Origin of the sequence: Synechococcus sp. MIT S9507 (assembly GCF_047304715.1) — a bacterium.
In the GTDB taxonomy this organism is placed as follows: domain Bacteria; phylum Cyanobacteriota; class Cyanobacteriia; order PCC-6307; family Cyanobiaceae; genus Synechococcus_C.
The window spans coordinates 353,730-371,904 of record NZ_CP138970.1; the positions used below are offsets into that span (position 1 = coordinate 353,730).

The window sequence follows — 18,175 nt, forward strand, 5'->3', positions numbered from 1 at the left end:
GACAAAGGTCATACGCGACAAAGTATCAGAAGCCATAAACAAGACAGAGCATGATTTTTGGCCTCAGCAGAATTAAAATTTAAGATTACAATTATTGTCAGCATTACCTTGAATAGCAAAGATGATACTGAGAGAAACAGGCCTCAAAGAAGAGTAAGCTATTCATATTAATATTAAAGGGCTAATAGATCTATCTGAATCAAGAACAAATCTTAATAGCTAGGCATTGGTCTCGCAAACGTCAAACTCACGAAAAAGAGCATCAGCATCCTGAAATTGTTGCTCTATAAGCAAGTATCTGACGCGCCCTTTCCACCAATCATCAAGCAGTCCAGCATCCCTCTTGCTCAAACTGAACTTCGGTAAATCCATAATGATCCTTCGAATTAAAAGATCTATATCGCAATCTCTGACGTGGAGAAAATAATCCTTACATAACTTAAGTGCTCTGGACTACATGTCAAAATCCTATTAGCTGTTGCTTGCTGCGAATGCTTGCGAGAGGGATCGACTTGTTGCACCAGGAATTCATAAGAAATCTTTGATTAACTTCTGAAAATTGATCACTTCAGGATGAAAAGGATTGACAACTCAGCGGGTTAATTCTCAATCGTTGGCGACATCGTAATACTCTTCGGGTATTGAAATGAGCGGATAATGCGATTCTCTTGTGAATTCAATCTGCTGCGCAAAAGAAAGGAATGCGTAGATTTCATGTTGGTGTCAACTCATTTAGTCATATCTCCATGTACCGTGAACAACTAACAGTTGCAAAGATTTCCTCCAGCGCTTGAGATTTGACTGTGCCTAACGATGACTGGTGCTTCATGATTGTTGATTAGCCGCCAAAAAAAGAATGGAAGTTAGAGCTGGTCAATCCATATTCAATTTGACCCAACGTGTAAATCAAACAATTACAAGTTTCAAATAAGAACTCAAAAATTGCTGAGGCTTTGGAGCTTGCTGAGTCTACGTTGACGACACGAAACAACTTTAAAGAGGGCTCTCATTGACCATTGAGTGGGAGCACACCAATGCCAACACTTGCCTCTTAATCACTTTCCAATCGTGATCGGAGCCTCTTTATTCTTCCACCAAACCCAGTCGCGGATTGGCGGAGTATTTCGTAATTCTTCCCGCGTCAGTCCTAACTTGAGCTTCTGTGATGCCCCGACCAGCACATCAAGCATCTCTTCTCCATTGCTGCAGCGAGCTAAGGCCTGATTTGTTTTCTTGGCACCATCGAGTGCCCTAACAAGCAACGCCACACGACGAAAAGGGGAAAGAGAACGGGGATCCATATCCAGAGCTCTTTGGCGCCCCACCGTAATCACATTCGCTGACAGCTCTGGTTCACACAGTCAGAATCAGGTGATCGAAGCACTTTAAATGGCGTCCACTCGGGGCCATCACTGGGTTATCGGTGACGTGCATGGATGTCACAAGGCCCTGCTTCGCCTGATTTCAGTACTGCCAGACGATGATCATCTGGTGTTCTGCGGCGATGTGATCAACCGCGGGCCTGGAGTTGCCCTGTGCATCAATCAGGTGTGGGGATTGGTGACCAGCGGTCGAGCCACCTGGTTACGAGGAAACCACGAGCAACGTTTGGTGGAAGGCCTCCTGGCTGTCTCTGTTGAGGGGAAAGATGACCTGCTCGCCATCGAGACCTACCGACAACTGGGAGACGCGCTGACGCGGCAATGGCAACAACGCCTGAGCAAGCTTCCTTTGGTGTATTCCGGTGATGGATGGGTGGCCACCCACGCCGGCTTTGATGAACAGGGTCAACCAGACCTCAATGTGCGCGAACCCTTCTGGGAGAGCTACGACGGTCGTTATGGAACCGTGGTGGTGGGTCACACGCCTCGACCGGCTGTGGAGCATCGCGGCCAGATCGTGATGATTGACACCGGCGCGGTCTATGGCGGTCTGCTCACAGCCTTCTGCCCCGAAACTGAGGCGGTGGTGCAGGTGATCGGAGAACCCACCGACCGGACATTGCCCGCAGACAGGGCAACACCAGCCGAAAGGCATGAGCTCATTGCGGAGATGCCTTGCTGAGGGTCTACCGCAGCAACCGAGCGGAATTGCTCGCCGAGCTTCTGGCGCAGGAGTTCAGGCTTGAGCCGCCTGGCCCTTTTGAACAGATCGAGGTGGTGGTCAACACCTGGCCAACCAGCCGATGGCTCGGTGAACAGCTGGCCAGAGTGAACGGAATCAGTGCACTGATTCGCTTTCCATTCCCTGGAAGTCGCCTGCGGCAGCTCGTGCAAACCGTGCTCAGCGATGCGCCTGCCATCGAGGATCCATGGAGAGCGGAGCGTCTGGTCTGGAAGGTCCTGGAGGTTCTTCCGGACCTGCTCGAACAAGAGTGTGCATCAAAACTCAAGGAGTGGTGGGAGCTCCATGGCGATCAACAGCGACGACTGACTCGTGACCAGTGGCAACTGGCTCGCAGCCTGGCCGATGCAATCGATGATTACGCGCTTTACAGGCCGGAGGAGCTGGCCGACTGGCTTGCAGGAGGAACGGGTGATCAACTCCCGGAGAACCTGCGCTGGCAACCTGGCCTGGCCCGTGCTCTGGCCGAGCGGTTGCCATGCAGGCCTTTCGGGCTGCAGGTGCAAGAGGTGGTGAAACGACTCAGCAGAGGGGAAAAGCCTGCACTGCCGTTGCCACCACGCCTGCGCCTCTTTGGCATCAGCAATCTGGCCCCGGTCCAGATCAATTTGTTGCAGGCCCTGGCTGGACGCATCAGCGTTGATCTGTTTCTGCTCACACCCTGTCCGGACCTCTGGCAGCGGTCGCAGCAACGACGCAGACAACTGGGTGACGACTGGACAAACTCGCCCGATGGCTCCTGGCTGATTGAAGCTCCCCGCCTGGAAGGAATCCTGGGCCGCATGGGTGCCGAATTTCAGTTGCTGCTGGAGGGAAGCGGCGAGTGTCTGCTTGGCAGCTGGGAACAGGGAGACCTGTTCGCCGATCCCACTGTGATGAGAACGCCGGAAGACTCCCCGGCGTCTGTACTGGAACAGCTGCAACGGCAGCTCGCGAGCAGCGCATCGGACGACCAGGCAGCCCTGTCACTGAGGCAAGGCGATCATTCGCTGTTGTTCATGGGCTGTGCAGGGCCCTGGAGAGAAGTGCAGCTTGTGCGTGATCGCATCCTCAGCTGGATGGCCGCTGATCCAAGCCTGCAACCCAGGGATGTTCTGGTGATGACTCCCGATGTGGAGCGCTATGCACCGCTGCTGGCTTCTGTCTTTTCAGATCGGGATGCCACGGGTGTGGACCTGCCCTGGCGATTAACCGATCGCAGTCAACAAAATTGTCCCGGACTTCAGCAGGCTTTCATGAGCCTGTTGCGCTTGAGCGCTGATCGGCTCACCGCAAGTGGCCTGGAGGCACTGCTTGGTAATCCGGCACTGCAAAGCCTGAAACAGCTGACATCGCAGGATGCGATGGCCATCACCGATGCACTGCAGCGCAGTGGTTTCCGCTGGGGGTTGGATGCAGCGGAACGCAATGGAGATGACACCAACAGCTTGCGCTGGTGCCTGGATCGCTGGCTGCTGGGCCTGGCATTGCCGGAAGAGCCGGGGCTGGCCGTTGATTCCTGTGCACCCGCGCTCACCGATCTGAGCCTGCAGCAACTCGAGATGTGGTGGCCACTGCTGGATCAATTGGCTGGGTGGATCGCCCAGTTGCGTTGCAGTGCTCCATGCCCTGAATGGGTGGCTCGGTTGCGCAGACTGCTTCAGGAGATTTTCAACGACGGTGGCAGCTGGGACTGGGAGCTGCAGGCCATTCATCAGTGCCTTGAGAACTGGCAGCTCCAGGCGAATGACTGTTTGCTGGAACTGGATGTTGCCGTTGTGATCAGCGTGCTTGAGGAAGCGCTCTCCACCGAAAGCGGCCGCTTCGGGCACCGCAGCGGTGCCCTCACGATCAGCGCTCTGGAGCCGATGCGAGCGATCCCACACCGCGTGATCGCCCTGATGGGTCTCGATGCCTCCTCCTTCCCAAGACATCAGGAACGTGCGGGCTTTCATCTGCTCGAATTACAACGTCGACTCGGTGACCCCAGCAGCACCGACCAGGATCGCTATGTGTTGCTTGAGGCACTGCTCTCAGCTCGACAGCATCTTCTGGTCAGCTGGAGTAGCCGAGATGAGCGACAAGGCGACATCCTGCCGCCATGCCCACCGGTTCAACAGTGGCTGAGTCTGCTTGCAGAGAAGCTCGACACTGCACAGATGAGCCAGCTGCTGATTCACCCTCCCGCCAATCCTCTGGATGCAGCCAATTTCATGGTGACTCCGCAGACAGACGCAATCAGTTGCGACCGCAGGCTGTTGAACGCACGACGCAATCTCGACGCACAGATCAGGGGAGAGCAGACACATCGTGATCAGGGCCTGGCCTTACCGCTTGTTTGGCAATCTCCGACAACGGATGCAGCCTTACCCATCAACTCGGAAGCGATCGATCGACTGGAGCGCTGGCTGCAGGCCCCCCAAAAGGAATGGTTGAAACGTCAGGGCATCGATGCGGGTGAATGGTGTGATCCTGTCAGCGATCTTTCCCCCCTGTCGCTGCAGGAGCTGGACTGTCATCAGTTGCTCAACCAGCGGTTGTCTGAACAGCTCGATCTGCTGGCGCACGATCCCGAAGCCAGTTGGGATGTTCAGGAGCCGGAGGACTGGATTGCCCGAAGTTACGGCCAAGGCCTGATGCCTCCAGGCTCGGCTGCTCAACTGGAAGACAGTCGTCTTGAGCGTCGCTGGCAAAACCTCCAAAAAACTGTTCTGAGCCTTGGACCTCTGCGGCAGCAGCAGCAGCCAACGTCCCAGCATTCATCCTTGTTGATGGCAGGAAAGACAGCTGTTCACATCAGCACGTCAAGGCTGAGGTCGCGCTCTTTGCTGCAGAGCTGGCTGAAACATCTGCTTGCCCAACGGGATGATGCTGGCTGCAACACCGCTGTGGTGTGCCGGCAAGACGGCAGTGCAAAAGCCGATCAATTCCACATCGCCGTGCGTTGGAGAGCGCTGAACCCCCAGGAGGCTGATCACGAAATCAAAAGTTTGCACAGCCTGGCGCAGCAGGGAGATGAGCTGTGCTGGCCAGTCCCTCCGGACAGCGGTCTGGCCAGGGCACTGGCATGGTCGAAAGGGGAAGAGGCCGCGGACAAGGCCTTCATGAATCGCTGGCAGGGAGGCTTCAGCGGCTGGGCCGAACGGGATCGGCCCGAGCAGAAAATCTGCTTTGGCAGTCACTGCGATGCCACGTCGCTGTTGGGCTTCGAAGGCTTTGAAGCCGCTTTTCAGATGTTGTATCAACCGTTGCTCGAGGCGCGTTGCTGATGACGATGACAACAGCTGGAAGCACGAGACGATTCGAAGCCAATACCTACCCATTGACGCCCGGCGTTCGACTCCTGGAGGCAAGCGCTGGAACAGGGAAAACCTTCGCCCTGGCCCACCTCGTGCTGCGACTGGTGACGGAACAGGGATTGGGCCTCGATCAACTGCTGGTGGTGACTTTCACTGAGGCCGCGGCCGATGAATTGCGCGACAGGATCGGACGCCGACTTGATGCGGCGCTGCAGGGCCTCCTGCACAAGGAAAGGAGCAGAACGCCGTTGCCTGAAACGGACGCAGTCCTGCAGAACTGGCTTGAACAGCACGGACGGGATTCCCAGCAACGCAGACTGCTTGCCAGTCGGCTGCTCGAGGCCCTAGAAGCCCTGGAGCGAGCCGACATCACCACGATCCATGGCTTCTGCCGCCGCAGCCTTCGCCGGCAAGCGCTTCAGAACGGTCAGGCCATTGATCTTGCCCTCGATGATGATCCACAGACCCTGGCCATCCAGGTCGCCCATGATCTCTGGCGAGCGGAGGTCCTGGAGCTTGAAGCGGGACACGTTGCAGGACTGCTGCAAGCAGGCCTGTCGCCCGAAGCACTCGCTTCGGCACTTCAGAGACTGGATGGTGACTGTGCGGTGCGTATCGCTGAGGATGCGGAGCCGATCAATCCTGATCAAACTCTTTGCGAGGTTTTTGAAGGTTGGCTGCAGAGCCGCTGGGAGCACTTCGTCACTGAATGGAACTGCGGTGGAGCGGCTCTGGAACAAGCCCTTCGAGGCTGCGCCGCCGAGTGGCGCAGCCTCGGTTGCACCGACACCAAACCCTTCAGTGCCCGCCCCAGAAAAGACCGAAGCCAGGAGCTCGACACCTGGACTGACCAGATCAGCAAGACCTGTGGAGATTCGATGCACTACGTCGACGTCCGCAATCAGGTGCTTCTCGGTGGTTATTTCCATCCAGGCAGCTTTCAGAAAACGGCGCGGTCCTGCGCTGAGGCCGAACCAAGCCTTGCTTCAGCCGAACTGCAGACCGCCATCGCCGAACTCTGGGACGGACCAGCCGAACAGACCTGGCGCCACCTGCTGATCAAAGGCCTGAATCAACTCAACGACCGGCGCAGACAACGCGGGGTGGTTGGATTTTCAGGGCTGCTGGATGCACTCGACCCCGCTCAGTCGGATGCAGCAGAAGCTTGGCTCACTCCTCTGCGGGCACGCTATGGGGTAGTCCTGATCGATGAGTTCCAGGACACCGACCCGCTTCAGTGGAGACTGCTGAAAAACGCTTTCTCAACACCAGACCATCTGCTGCTGATGGTCGGGGACCCCAAACAGGCGATCTACCGCTTCCGCGGCGGAGATCTGAATACCTACAAAGCTGCACGGCGTGATGCGGACTGCATTGATGACCTGCTCGACAACCGCCGCACAACACCACTGCTGATGCAGGCCATGAATCAGCTGATGGCGCCTGGACTGCTGCAATCCGAACTCTCGGTGCCTGAGGTGACGCCAAGATCTTCCGCACAACCCCTGCCCTTGCTGAAGGGAGGTGCATCACTCCAGATCCACGACATCAATCCGGATGACGACGACGGAAACAGCAGCCGTACATCTATTGAGGAGCGGATTCCCCGCATTGCGACCGACCTGATCCTGCAGACCCTGAGACACGATCCAGGCCTGGATCCCTCCGAACTCTGCATCCTGGTCAGCAGGCATCGCCAGGCCGAAGACATCCGCGCAGAGCTGGCGGCTGCCGGGCTGCCGAGCCGCCTTGTCAGTCAGGGAGATGTCTTCAGCAGCCAGGGAGCATCGGATCTGCAGACATTCCTCGACGCACTTTCACGCCCTGCCCACGCCGGTGGATTACGGCAGCTGGCCGTGTCCTCACTGCTGCAGTGGAGAAGCGATCAACTGGCAGACGCCGATGGCAACGGTCAGCTGGATCAGCTGGCCTCTCTGCTCCAGCAGCTCGCCATCGATCTACCGAAGTTTGGGCTGATGGGGTGCCTGGCACGCCTGATGGATGGGCAGACCGTGGCCGATCTATCGAGCCGCGGCCGCTTGCTCGGTGACCTTCAGCAATGTGCACGGCTTGTGCAGGACACGATGCACCGCCAGGGCTTGGATGCTTCAAGTGGCGCCGATTGGTTGCGACGCCAACGCCTGTACCCTCCCGACACGATCCCGGAACAGCGTCAGCCCTTCAGTGATCTGGCCGAGAGTGCGGTTGCTGTTGTGACTGTTCATCGAAGCAAAGGGTTGCAGTATCCGGTGGTGATCTGCCCCTACTTATGGGAAGCGCCCTCCCCTTCAAAAGGTCCGCTGTGGCGAGTGCCCACTGCTGACGAGTCCGGCAGCTGGCGCGTAGCGCTGAATCCACATTGGGGACTGGGGCATACGGCAAGCCAACGCGATGAACTGGAACGTCGCGCTGAAGCGGAACGTCTCGCCTACGTCGCGATCACGCGGGCCGAACGCCATCTCGTTCTGTTTCAGGCCAGGGCAGCTCGGCAGGAGGGCAATCCACTCACCGCATGGCTGGAGCAACTCGCTGACCCACCGGGTCCCTTGATCAGCCTGCACCGAGCCGAATTCAACCGCCTATCAGAGCGCTGGCACCCCCTGATGGTTGAACGGAACCTGCAATGTGGCGCCGTGCCAGGTCATGCTTTTGACCGCAGTTGGGGACGCAGCAGCTACTCGGCCTGGATCTCAGGCCACGGCAAGACGACAACCGCCAGCCCAGACCCGCGCAACCTTGAGGAAGGACGAGATGTGGATGCGCAGACCGGCGCAGATGAAGAAAGCCTCTCCTTCAGCGATCAAAGCGATCCGTTGGATCCCGAAGACAGTCCGTTGGGAGCATTTCCCAGGGGCGCAGCAGCCGGTGATTGCCTGCACCGCATCCTGGAGCAGATCCCATTTGATCAAGACATCGAACAGGACGACAACCGCGCTCTGGTGGAGCGAGAACTCACGCGTTCAGGCCTGGAGAGCGACAGGGTGGACGCAGTTCTCGAGGGTCTGGAGACACTGATGCAGGCCCCCTTCGGAGGGCCACTCGGTGATCTGCAACTGAGGTCGTTGCACAGTGGACGGCGTTTGCATGAACTCAGCTTTGATCTGCCTGTCGCTCATCAGGGCAGAGCGGTTCAGCCCAAGCAACTGGCGCGGGCCTTTCGCGTTGAACCACATCATCGATTCGGTGAAAGCTACGCCGATTCCCTCGAAGATCTGGAGTTTTTCAGCAGAGGCTTTCTCACTGGCTCCATTGATCTGGTTTTCACTGATGGCGACGATCCCGCCACGGCTCGCTGGTGGATTGCGGACTGGAAAAGCAACTGGATCGGCGAAAGAGACGTGGATGGGCGTCCATTGCACTGCGGACCCCGACACTATTCACAACGCGCCATGGAGGAGCAGATGTATCAGCATCACTATCCTCTGCAAGCTCATCTCTACCTTGTCGCCCTGCATCGGTTCCTGCAGTGGCGACTCGACGGCTACCAGCCCGAGCGACATCTCGGCGGATACGCCTACGTTTTCCTTCGTGGTGTTTCCAGGTCTGGCGGAAGCGGCGTGATTCTTGAAACAGCACCTCTGCAACGCCTCCATGCTCTCGACTGTGTCCTGCGAGGTGGTGATTAATGGATCCCAGTGATCGCACGGCGGTCTCATCGGCTCTGAGCAGAGGAATGATGTCGATGTTGCTGCGTCGTTATCCACCTCCGGCGGAGTTCGGAAACAACGAGCTCAGGGCTCTGAAAGATCTTGTGCAGGCGATGTTCCAGGCTCTCAGCCGGGGTGAGATGAGCATCGATCTGGGCACCAGCAAGCTGAAACCCGTTGAGCTGGAGGCTGATGGCTGGCCCGAGACGCACCGACGGGTGATTGAAGCCAGCGGCTGGTTGCAGAAAGAGCCTCTGCTGATGGTGATGGAAGGGAATCACCTGATCTGGCGACGTTGGCATCAGGGCATGGAGATGCTGAAGAAGACTCTGATCCAACGCAGTGCACTGTCCCCTGTTGGCAAGCCAAGCAGACGTTGCAGCGAAGATGGCACCAAAAAATTAACGTCGGAGCAGACGTTCAATCCGGAGCAGCGAGCAGCGGTCAATGCGGTCAGCGATCACAGGGTGGTGCTGCTCAGCGGAGGACCCGGTACCGGTAAAACCAGCACCGTGCGCGCCATGCTGATCCGAGCGATGGAGGATCGCGGAGACCTGCGCATTCATCTGGCCGCTCCAACAGGAAAAGCAGCACGACGACTGCAGGATTCCATACGAGGCGATCAACGCACAGCTGAATTGCCCTGCACCACATTGCATCGGTTGCTCCAGGCCAGACCAGGCGGCTTCAGCCGTCATCGCCGCAATCAACTGGCGCTGGATCTGCTGGTGATCGACGAAGCGTCAATGGTCGACCTGACACTGGCGCAGGCCCTGATTGATGCTCTTCCAGCCACTGCGCAACTGCTGCTTGTTGGTGATGCCAACCAGTTATCGCCGATCGGAGTGGGTGCTGTCTGGCAGCATCTGCAGAAAGAGGAACTGCAGCGGCGATTCGGAACTGCTGCTGTACGTCTCCACCAGGTGTACAGAAATCGAGGGGACCTGGCTCGACTGAGCTCGGTGTTGTGCCGTCAGGGAACGGAAACCTTCTGGAACGAACTCGCTGATCTCGATGACAAGACCAACGTGCATCAACTGGTCTCTGAGTCTTCTCGGTTGCCGGCGTCGGTGACCGATGCCGTGAACCAGCAGCTGAAGAACCTGAGGTTGGCGGCCAACACCCTGGAGATCAGGCCTGATGGATCTCCCGATCCCGGCCAGGCCGGTGCCCTTCTCGAGCGACTCGATGCCTTGATCGTGCTCTGCCCGCGTCGTCGGGGGTTATGGGGCGTGGACAGTCTGCATCGACAGCTGGTGTCGGGCAGTGATGCCCGTGATTGGCCCGAGGGGTTGCCTGTTCTCTGCAGCGACAATCAAATCGAACTGGGTCTTGCCAACGGAGACCTCGGACTCTGCATCGGCAGTGGCGAAACACGCAGGTTGCTGTTCCGATGCAGTGATGACTCAGGCCGCAGTGTTTATCGACTGCTGCATCCAGCCAGGGTCCGCCGAATTGAGCCTGCTCTGGCTCTCACGATTCACAAAGCTCAGGGCAGCGAAGCTGATCAGGTTCTGCTGCTTTGGCCACCCTGCGAAGAAGCTGGCAAAACTGCTCTTCTCTACACCGCTGTCACCAGGGCTCGTCATCAACTGACCGTGGTGCGACTGGCATCCTCAATAAGCAGCGGCATGCTGGGGACGATCGATCGTCAGGGGTCGGTGTGACGACAAGAGTGGAGCGTCCCTGGGGCTGGTACGAAGAGCTGGCCGAGGGAGCCGGCTACAAAGTGAAACGACTGCTCGTGAAGGAGAACGCGCGTCTCAGCCTGCAACGCCACCAGCATCGCAGCGAACATTGGGTGATTGCCGCTGGCAGAGGATCCGTTTACTGCGATGGCATCTGGATGGATGCCGCAGTCGGAAATACGTTTGACATCCCCGTTCAAGCTGTTCACCGGGCCTTCGGGGGCCCCGGAGATCTTCTGATCATCGAAGTCCAACAAGGTGCAATCCTGCTGGAATCCGACATCGAACGTCTGGAGGACGACTTCGGGAGGGTGATACCTTAAGTCTCCACCTTTGAAAAGAAGGCAAGCAATACAGCGCGGCACAACTTGCCGATGGGACGTTGCAGGCCTGATTTGAAGGATCAATCAGGCAGAGCGCCATCATCGACATGACCCAGACGCAACCGCAGGCCGTTGAGCCCTGCGCAGTGGATCTCAGTGTTTCAGAGCTCCATGAACCGACAACCTCAACCAGTGATGACACGCTCTTCACCACTGTGATTGAACCGATCGGAGACGACAAATCAGCTGCTGAACAAAGCACTGAGAAGTCCCATTCCTCCGGCTTCTCAGGCTTTGGATTCAGCGGGGCGCTGCTGAAGACCCTGGAGGAAAAGGGCTACAAGGAGCCATCGCCGATTCAGAAAGCGGCGATTCCAGAACTGATGCTGGGCCGTGATCTGGTCGGCCAGGCTCAGACCGGCACAGGCAAGACCGCTGCCTTCGCGCTTCCCCTGCTTGAACGCCTGGAAGGTCGCAGCAATCTGCCGAGGGTGCTGGTGCTCGCACCCACTCGTGAACTAGCCATGCAGGTGGCCGACTCTTTCAAGGCCTACGCCGCCGGACATCCGCATCTGAATGTGCTGGCGATCTACGGCGGATCCGATTTCAGATCGCAGATCCATGCCCTCAAGCGAGGGGTGGATGTGGTGGTTGGGACACCTGGAAGGGTGATGGACCACATGCGCCAGGGAACGCTGAACACCTCAGGGCTGCGCAGTCTGGTGCTGGATGAAGCCGACGAAATGCTGCGGATGGGCTTCATCGATGATGTGGAGTGGATCCTCGAGCAACTCCCTGAGGAGCGTCAGGTGGTGCTGTTTTCGGCAACGATGCCGAATGAAATCCGCCGCCTTTCGAAGCGCTATCTGAGCGAACCGGCTGAGATCACGATCAAGACCAAAGACCGGGAAGCCAAACGGATCCGTCACAGATCCATCACCCTTCAGAACGCCCACAAACTCGAGGCCCTGAACCGGGTCCTGGAGGCTGTCACTGGCGAGGGGGTGATCATTTTCGCCCGCACCAAAGCGATCACCCTCACCGTGGCTGAGTCACTGGAGGCGTCAGGTCACGATGTGGCGGTTCTCAATGGTGACGTTCCTCAGAACCAGCGCGAACGAACTGTTGACCGCCTGCGCAAAGGCACGGTGAACATTCTGGTGGCGACAGACGTGGCGGCCCGTGGTCTCGATGTGGACCGGATCGGGCTGGTGATCAACTACGACATGCCGTTTGACAGCGAAGCCTACGTGCACAGAATCGGGCGAACAGGTCGTGCAGGTCGCACAGGAGAAGCCATTCTTTTCATCACTCCAAGGGAGCGTCGCTTTGTCGGCAACCTCGAACGGGCCGTGGGGCAGGCCATTGAACCCATGGATATCCCCAGCAACGCCCAGATCAACGAAAGCAGGTTGAACCGGCTGCGCAGCCGCCTCAGTCAGGCTGCTTCAGCAGAAAGCAACGAAGAAACCTCGCTGCTGCAGGAACTGATTGAGAGAGTTGGCCAGGAGAACGAGCTGAGCATGGAGCAGCTGGCTGTGGCAGCTCTGAAGCTTGCAGTGGGTGATCAGCCCTTGCTGGTGCAGGGTGATGAAGGCTGGCTCAAGACACCTGCCCGCGCTGATCGTCGTGATGATCGTCGTGATCCGCGCGGTCGTCGTCGCGTGGATCGAGAGTCACGCCCACCTGAAGACAACATGATGCGTTACCGGGTTGAAGTGGGTTATCGCGACCGTGTCAAACCCGGAAACCTTGTCGGTGCCATCGCCAATGAGTCAGGTCTGCAGGGTCGAATGATCGGGAGGATTCAGATTTTTGATTCCCACAGCCTTGTCGATCTCCCCAAGGGCATGCCGGAGGATGTCTACAACGCTCTTCGCAAACTGAAGGTCATGAACCGGGAGCTCCAGATCACCCAAGCATCCTGAATCGGATGGCCAATCGCTTTTGGAACATCAGCGTGGCTCTCGCCACGCTGATAACTCTCTCTGATCCCGCAAGCTCCACGGAAGCTGAAAACAAAATCACCCAGCTTTGCCTTGCAGGCTTCAAATCAGCCATGAGCCAGGCAGGAAAAATCCCTCCAGCGGGGATGGGTGATTTCACCTGTGACTGTTTTCTCAGAGAAATGAACAAAGGCAATTCAATTCAGTGGCAATCTCTGCTGGGCACCATTGAATCGGCACAGAAAACCTGCAAACAGAAAGCAGCTGAACGCTTCAAAATCTGAATTTCATCCACTATTCGTCAGCTGCAGACGGAACAAGGGTGTCTTTCTCTGAAGGTGAAACGGTGACCCTAAACCCGCTCATCACCTCTTCAGAAGGCCCAGCTGCGAATCGAACACTGTATTTCGCATCTCTTTTCTGTCCAGGCTGTAGCGTGTTGCAGCATCAGCTTCATCGTTCGGCTCTGATCGGCTCGCTCCCCCCGGCTTCAGCTTCTCGGCTACAGCATCAAGGACTTTCCAATTCGGACCACGGCTTCACTGATCAAATGTCCATCGGTCCCAACAGGAAATGACCATTTACATCGGCAATCTCTCCTTCCAGGCAGAGCAGGAAGACCTGCTCGACCTGTTCAGCCAGTACGGCGAAGTGAAGAGCGCCAGCCTGCCTCTCGACAGAGAAACAGGGCGCAAGCGCGGCTTCGGCTTCGTTGAAATGAACACTGACGAAGACGAGCAGAAAGCAATTGACGATCTCCAAAACGTCGAATGGATGGGTCGGATGATCCGTGTGAACAAAGCCACACCCCGTGAGCGCAGCGGTGGCGGCGGCGGTGGACGTGGTGGATATGGCGGCGGTGGCGGCCGCGATGGCGGTGGCGGTGGCTACGGCGGTGGTGGCGGAAACCGCTGGTGATCACCGGTGGGAGTCAGTTCAGAGAGCTGGCTCCTGCTCCCGGACTTCCAGCCACAGATCACGCTCAAGAGCATGCCGTTTTAGGCGATTTCCCGCATCCGGTTGTTCAACTTCGCCCCCTCATCTGAGCGTCCGGAATCCTGCAGACCAGAGTCTGCCGTGACGATGAGCCTCATACCGACGCAATCGGTTCAGGGCGCGTGAACGGGTCATGCAACCTCCTCGTTCTGCTTTCACGTTCCAGCTCGGCTGTGAATAGTTCCAAGAGCCTGCCCAACTCAACGCTTGAATGAAAGTGTGCGCGCACCGAGCGGATGCCCCATTCCAAGACCCACGCCAGTGAGCAGGCGCCTCTGATTCGTTTGTTCCAGCATCTGCGCCCCTACCGCCGCAGGGTTTGGTCTGCGGCCACCTGCTCGGTCATCAACAAAATCTTCGATCTGGCACCGCCAGTGCTGATCGCACTTGCTGTCGATGTCGTTGTTCAGCAGGACACGTCCTGGCTTGCTCGGCTCGGAGCCACCAAGGTGATAAGCCAGCTGATCGTGCTGGCAGTGCTGTCTTTCCTGGTCTGGACGACTGAATCGTTTTTCGAATATCTCTATGGCCTGCTCTGGCGCAATCTCGCTCAGAGCGCTCAACACAGCATGCGTCTGGAGGCCTATGCCCATCTTCAGAAACTGGAGATGGACTTCTTTGAACACGACAGCAGCGGAAGGCTGCTCACGGTGCTCAACGATGACATCAATCAACTTGAGCGATTTCTGAACCACGGAGCCAATGAAATTCTGCACCTCATCACCACGGTGCTGCTGGTGGGAGGGGTGATGTCGGTGTTAGCCCCAGGTGTGGCTCTCTTCGCCTTCCTGCCGATCCCGGTCATTCTCTTCGGCTCACTGAATTTCCAGCGCAGACTTGCTCCACGCTACGGCGAAGTGCGAAAGCGAGCAGGAGAGCTGGCCTCAAGGCTCACCAACAACATCGGAGGCATGCTCACCATCAAAAGCTTTGCAAAGGAGGGATGGGAACTTGAGCAGCTGCGCCTTGAAAGTGATGCCTACAGGGAGTGCAATCGCCATGCGATCAGGATCTCCGCCGCATTCATTCCACTGATCCGATTCGCCATTCTGTTTGCATTCCTGTCAATTCTGATCGTGGGAGGGATTCAGGCCAGGAATGGTGTGATCGCAGTTGGCACCTACAGCTTTCTTGTGTTCATCACCCAGAGGTTGCTCTGGCCGCTCACCACTCTCGGCCGCACACTGGACGACTACCAACGCTCCATGGCCTCAACGAATCGAGTTCTGGATCTGATCGACACACCGATCGAGATTGCTGGTGGAAGCCGCCGCCTAGCCCCCGAGCAAGTGCATGGAGACATCCGCTACGAGCTGGTCGATTTCGCCTATCGAAATCGACCAGCTCTGCTGAACAGATTCAACCTGGCCATTCCCGCAGGCAAAACCCTGGGAATTGTCGGAGCAACCGGCTCAGGTAAAAGCTCTCTGGTGAAACTGTTGCTGAGGCTTTATCCCCTGAATGCAGGAAGAATTTTCCTCGATGACATCCCGATTGAGCAGCTTCGGCTTGATGATCTGCGGCGATCAATCGCCCTTGTCAGTCAGGACGTCTACCTTTTTCACGGGAGTGTGGGTGAAAACATCGCCTACGGCGCCGACCATGCCTCACCTGAGGACGTGTATGCCGCGGCGCGAGAGGCCGAAGCGCTCGAGTTCATTCGAGCACTGCCTGAGCAGTTCGACACAATTGTCGGCGAGAGAGGTCAACGCCTCTCCGGAGGCCAGCGCCAACGCATCGCTCTGGCGAGAGCGATTCTGAAGAACGCTCCTGTGTTGATCCTCGATGAAGCAACCGCTGCAGTGGATAACGACACTGAAGCCGCGATCCAGCGTTCGCTGATGCGCATCACCGCGAACCGCACCACATTGGTGATTGCACATCGACTCAGCACGGTGCGACATGCTGATCGCATCGTCGTCATGGATCACGGAAGCATCGTGGAAGAAGGCACCCATGAACAACTGCTGCATCAAGCTGGTGTCTATGCCGATCTCTGGCGCGTTCAAGCCGGACTTCGCCGCGATGAAGCACTGATCCTTTGATGATCCATCTGCTCTCTGCGGCGTCACCGGGGTTTACATCGCTGTCCCATCTGGCCCAACAGCCATTGGGCAGCCTCGCCTTGCTCGTCGCACTGGCAATGCTGGTTCCGCCCCTGTTCAGGCGAACAGGTCTTCCCGATCTCGTCGGCCTGCTTCTCGCTGGCGTTCTGATGGGCCCCAGCGCTCTCAATCTTCTGCAGCCAGACGGTGAAACCCTTCAACTCGTTTCTGACATCGGTGCGATCTACCTCCTGTTCATCGTCGGACTCGAGATTGATCTCGATGAATTCAACCGTGTTCGCAGTCGATCTCTGACCATCGGAATTCTCCATTTTGCCGGTGGCATGGCAACCGGGGGAGCCATTGGACTCCTGCTCGGCTATCCACTGGTGCCCTGTCTGCTGATCGGGAGCCTGATTGCAACCCATACCCCTTTGGGCTATCCGATCGTGCGCAGTTATGGAGCCCAGCGAGATGAAGCTGTGGTGGTCAGCGTTGGCAGCACCATTCTCACCGATATCGCCTCTCTGGTTGTTCTCGCGATCGCCATTGGTCTTGGCAGGCAGTCTTTTTCACTAACCAATCTGGCCGGCCTGATCGTCAGCATCGCCATCTTTGCGGTGGCCGTCGTCACGATCATTCGCAGGGTCGGACGCAGGATCTTCCGCGGAAGCGTCAACGATGAAAGCAGGATCTTTCTCACCATCCTGCTCATCCTGTTCATCGCTTCGATTGGAGCTGAGCTTGCCGGTGTGGAAAAAATCGTTGGAGCCTTTCTGGCTGGACTGGCGGTGAATTCCGTGCTGCCGGAGGGCAAGTCAAAACAGCAAGTGATTCTGGTTGGTGCAGCTCTGTTCATCCCCATCTTTTTCATTCACCTCGGCCTCCTTCTTGATCTGAACAGCCTCAAAAACTCCATCAGCGATTTCCATCTGCCTGTTCTGATGGTGATCGGAGTGATCAGCTGCAAAGGCGTGGTGAGCCTGATTGCCGGTTGGGCCTTCCGGTACAACGGCAACCAGATGGTGATGATGTGGTCGCTGGCCATGCCGCAGGTCGCCGCCACACTGGCCACGGCATTCATTGGCTACGAAGCCGGATTGCTCGACCAGACGGTGCTGAATGCCGTTCTGGCGATGATGGTGGTGACCGCAACCCTTGGACCGATCCTCACAGCACGTTCCGTCAGGCAGCTGGTGGAACCGAAACGAACACGTCACAGTGGCGCAGCGCCTGGAGAGGAGGCCCTCACAGCAGATGACACCCCCCTTGATGTGGTCAGTCGGCCTCTGACCATTGTCGTTCCCATCGCCAATCCTTCCACGGAACAGGGGCTTCTGAGCATTGCGTCACGGCTGCTGAGTGGCAGTGCCGAAGTGCAGGGGCAGTTACTGCCCCTGGCGCTGGTCTGCCCCAGTCTCGAAGAAGCGCGGGGGGGATTGACTCGCGCCGTGGCATCCGCCAGGGAGCGGCTGTCCCAGGCTGCGACCATTGGCAAACAGCTCAAGGTCAGAACCCGCTGCCTGCTGCGACTGGATGAAGACATTGCCGGCGGAATGAGTCGCAGCGCCCTGGAACAGGGTGCTGATCTGTTGATGATCGGAGCGGGACGGCCGGACAAGCTGAGGCGCTGGTTCTTCGGTGACCTCGTTGACGGTGTCTGCCGCAGCGCACACTGCCCCGTTGTGGTGGTCAACCTGGCCGAACGCCGGGTCGAAACGCTTCAACGAATTCTTGTACCCATCAAAGACCTCTCCGCGAGCGCCCGCGAACAGTTTGAGCTTGCTCAACGGCTGCTCGCGAGCCAATCCAGCGACCAGGGCCTGGTCACGCTTTTGCACATCGTTGATCCTCGGCTCAATCGATCTGAACGCAGCCGGATCGAACAGGAGCTGCGTCGCTGGCAACCCCGCAGCAGCATGGGCAGCGTCATTCGGATTCAACTCGCAGCCGGACCAGGGGTTGAGACCAAGATCGAACACAGCAGCCGCGATCACGATCTGGTGATCCTGCGTTCTCAGCGACGTCAGGTTGCGGGACTACCCATCCCGGCGAGTGATCGAACCAGCAATCTGGTGTCTCTGCTGAAGTGCGCTTCGATGGTGATCAGCGAGCCCCTGACCTAAAC

The 18,175-nt window shown here is 57.6% G+C and carries 11 protein-coding genes; 10 read left to right on the forward strand and 1 reads right to left on the reverse strand.

The window, feature by feature from the left end; genetic code table 11:
- Nucleotides 1–1,055: 1,055 nt before the first annotated feature.
- Entirely contained in the window at nucleotides 1,056–1,301 is a 246-nt protein-coding gene (locus SIB83_RS01775) for a hypothetical protein (RefSeq protein WP_413403194.1), read from the reverse strand.
- An 88-nt stretch (nucleotides 1,302–1,389) separates the two neighbouring features.
- Here SIB83_RS01775 and SIB83_RS01780 point away from each other — a divergent pair, with 88 nt between their 5' ends.
- The 10 genes from SIB83_RS01780 (at nucleotide 1,390) to SIB83_RS01825 (ending at nucleotide 18,173) form a co-directional block, all read left to right on the forward strand.
- The gene (locus SIB83_RS01780; protein WP_413746600.1) at nucleotides 1,390–2,064 is read left to right on the forward strand and encodes a metallophosphoesterase; all 675 of its coding nucleotides are present in this window, start codon (nucleotides 1,390–1,392) and stop codon (nucleotides 2,062–2,064) included.
- The gene (locus tag SIB83_RS01785) at nucleotides 2,058–5,372 is read left to right on the forward strand and encodes an exodeoxyribonuclease V subunit gamma (protein WP_413746601.1); all 3,315 of its coding nucleotides are present in this window, start codon (nucleotides 2,058–2,060) and stop codon (nucleotides 5,370–5,372) included. The genes SIB83_RS01780 and SIB83_RS01785 overlap by 7 nt, the downstream gene beginning before the upstream one ends.
- Before the next feature lie 5 nt (nucleotides 5,373–5,377).
- A complete protein-coding gene (locus tag SIB83_RS01790; protein ID WP_413747257.1) occupies nucleotides 5,378–9,028 on the forward strand; it encodes a UvrD-helicase domain-containing protein in 3,651 nt (1,216 codons plus the stop codon).
- On the forward strand, nucleotides 9,028–10,716 hold the full coding sequence (locus SIB83_RS01795) for an AAA family ATPase (RefSeq protein WP_413746602.1): 1,689 nt from the start codon (nucleotides 9,028–9,030) through the stop codon (nucleotides 10,714–10,716). Before SIB83_RS01790 ends, SIB83_RS01795 begins: the two co-directional genes overlap by 1 nt.
- Nucleotides 10,713–11,060 carry a phosphomannose isomerase type II C-terminal cupin domain gene (locus tag SIB83_RS01800; RefSeq protein WP_413403202.1) on the forward strand — a complete coding sequence of 116 codons (348 nt, stop codon included), beginning with the start codon at nucleotides 10,713–10,715 and terminating at the stop codon, nucleotides 11,058–11,060. The genes SIB83_RS01795 and SIB83_RS01800 overlap by 4 nt, the downstream gene beginning before the upstream one ends.
- A 107-nt stretch (nucleotides 11,061–11,167) precedes the next feature.
- Nucleotides 11,168–12,988 carry a DEAD/DEAH box helicase gene (locus SIB83_RS01805; RefSeq protein ID WP_413746603.1) on the forward strand — a complete coding sequence of 607 codons (1,821 nt, stop codon included), beginning with the start codon at nucleotides 11,168–11,170 and terminating at the stop codon, nucleotides 12,986–12,988.
- A gap of 5 nt (nucleotides 12,989–12,993) precedes the next feature.
- Complete coding sequence (locus SIB83_RS01810) at nucleotides 12,994–13,290, forward strand: hypothetical protein (protein WP_413403206.1); 297 nt, start codon at nucleotides 12,994–12,996, stop codon at nucleotides 13,288–13,290.
- A 289-nt stretch (nucleotides 13,291–13,579) separates the two neighbouring features.
- The gene (locus SIB83_RS01815; RefSeq protein WP_413403207.1) at nucleotides 13,580–13,924 is read left to right on the forward strand and encodes an RNA recognition motif domain-containing protein; all 345 of its coding nucleotides are present in this window, start codon (nucleotides 13,580–13,582) and stop codon (nucleotides 13,922–13,924) included.
- 314 nt (nucleotides 13,925–14,238) lie between these two features.
- Nucleotides 14,239–16,047 (forward strand): ABC transporter ATP-binding protein, encoded by a 1,809-nt coding sequence (locus SIB83_RS01820; RefSeq protein ID WP_413746604.1) that lies wholly within the window; start codon nucleotides 14,239–14,241, stop codon nucleotides 16,045–16,047.
- On the forward strand, nucleotides 16,047–18,173 hold the full coding sequence (locus tag SIB83_RS01825; RefSeq protein ID WP_413746605.1) for a cation:proton antiporter: 2,127 nt from the start codon (nucleotides 16,047–16,049) through the stop codon (nucleotides 18,171–18,173). Before SIB83_RS01820 ends, SIB83_RS01825 begins: the two co-directional genes overlap by 1 nt.
- Nucleotides 18,174–18,175: the final 2 nt, after the last annotated feature.

What these genes read in the sequence shown, in the direction of transcription:
- SIB83_RS01775 (WP_413403194.1), bottom strand. Translation starts at nt 1,301, where the DNA reads ATGGATCCCCGTTCTCTTTCCCCTTTTCGTCGTGTGGCGTTGCTTGTT.
- SIB83_RS01780 (WP_413746600.1), top strand. Translation starts at nt 1,390, where the DNA reads ATGGCGTCCACTCGGGGCCATCACTGGGTTATCGGTGACGTGCATGGA.
- SIB83_RS01790 (WP_413747257.1), top strand. Translation starts at nt 5,378, where the DNA reads ATGACAACAGCTGGAAGCACGAGACGATTCGAAGCCAATACCTACCCA.
- SIB83_RS01795 (WP_413746602.1), top strand. Translation starts at nt 9,028, where the DNA reads ATGGATCCCAGTGATCGCACGGCGGTCTCATCGGCTCTGAGCAGAGGA.
- SIB83_RS01805 (WP_413746603.1), top strand. Translation starts at nt 11,168, where the DNA reads ATGACCCAGACGCAACCGCAGGCCGTTGAGCCCTGCGCAGTGGATCTC.
- SIB83_RS01810 (WP_413403206.1), top strand. Translation starts at nt 12,994, where the DNA reads ATGGCCAATCGCTTTTGGAACATCAGCGTGGCTCTCGCCACGCTGATA.
- SIB83_RS01815 (WP_413403207.1), top strand. Translation starts at nt 13,580, where the DNA reads ATGACCATTTACATCGGCAATCTCTCCTTCCAGGCAGAGCAGGAAGAC.
- SIB83_RS01820 (WP_413746604.1), top strand. Translation starts at nt 14,239, where the DNA reads ATGCCCCATTCCAAGACCCACGCCAGTGAGCAGGCGCCTCTGATTCGT.
- SIB83_RS01825 (WP_413746605.1), top strand. Translation starts at nt 16,047, where the DNA reads ATGATCCATCTGCTCTCTGCGGCGTCACCGGGGTTTACATCGCTGTCC.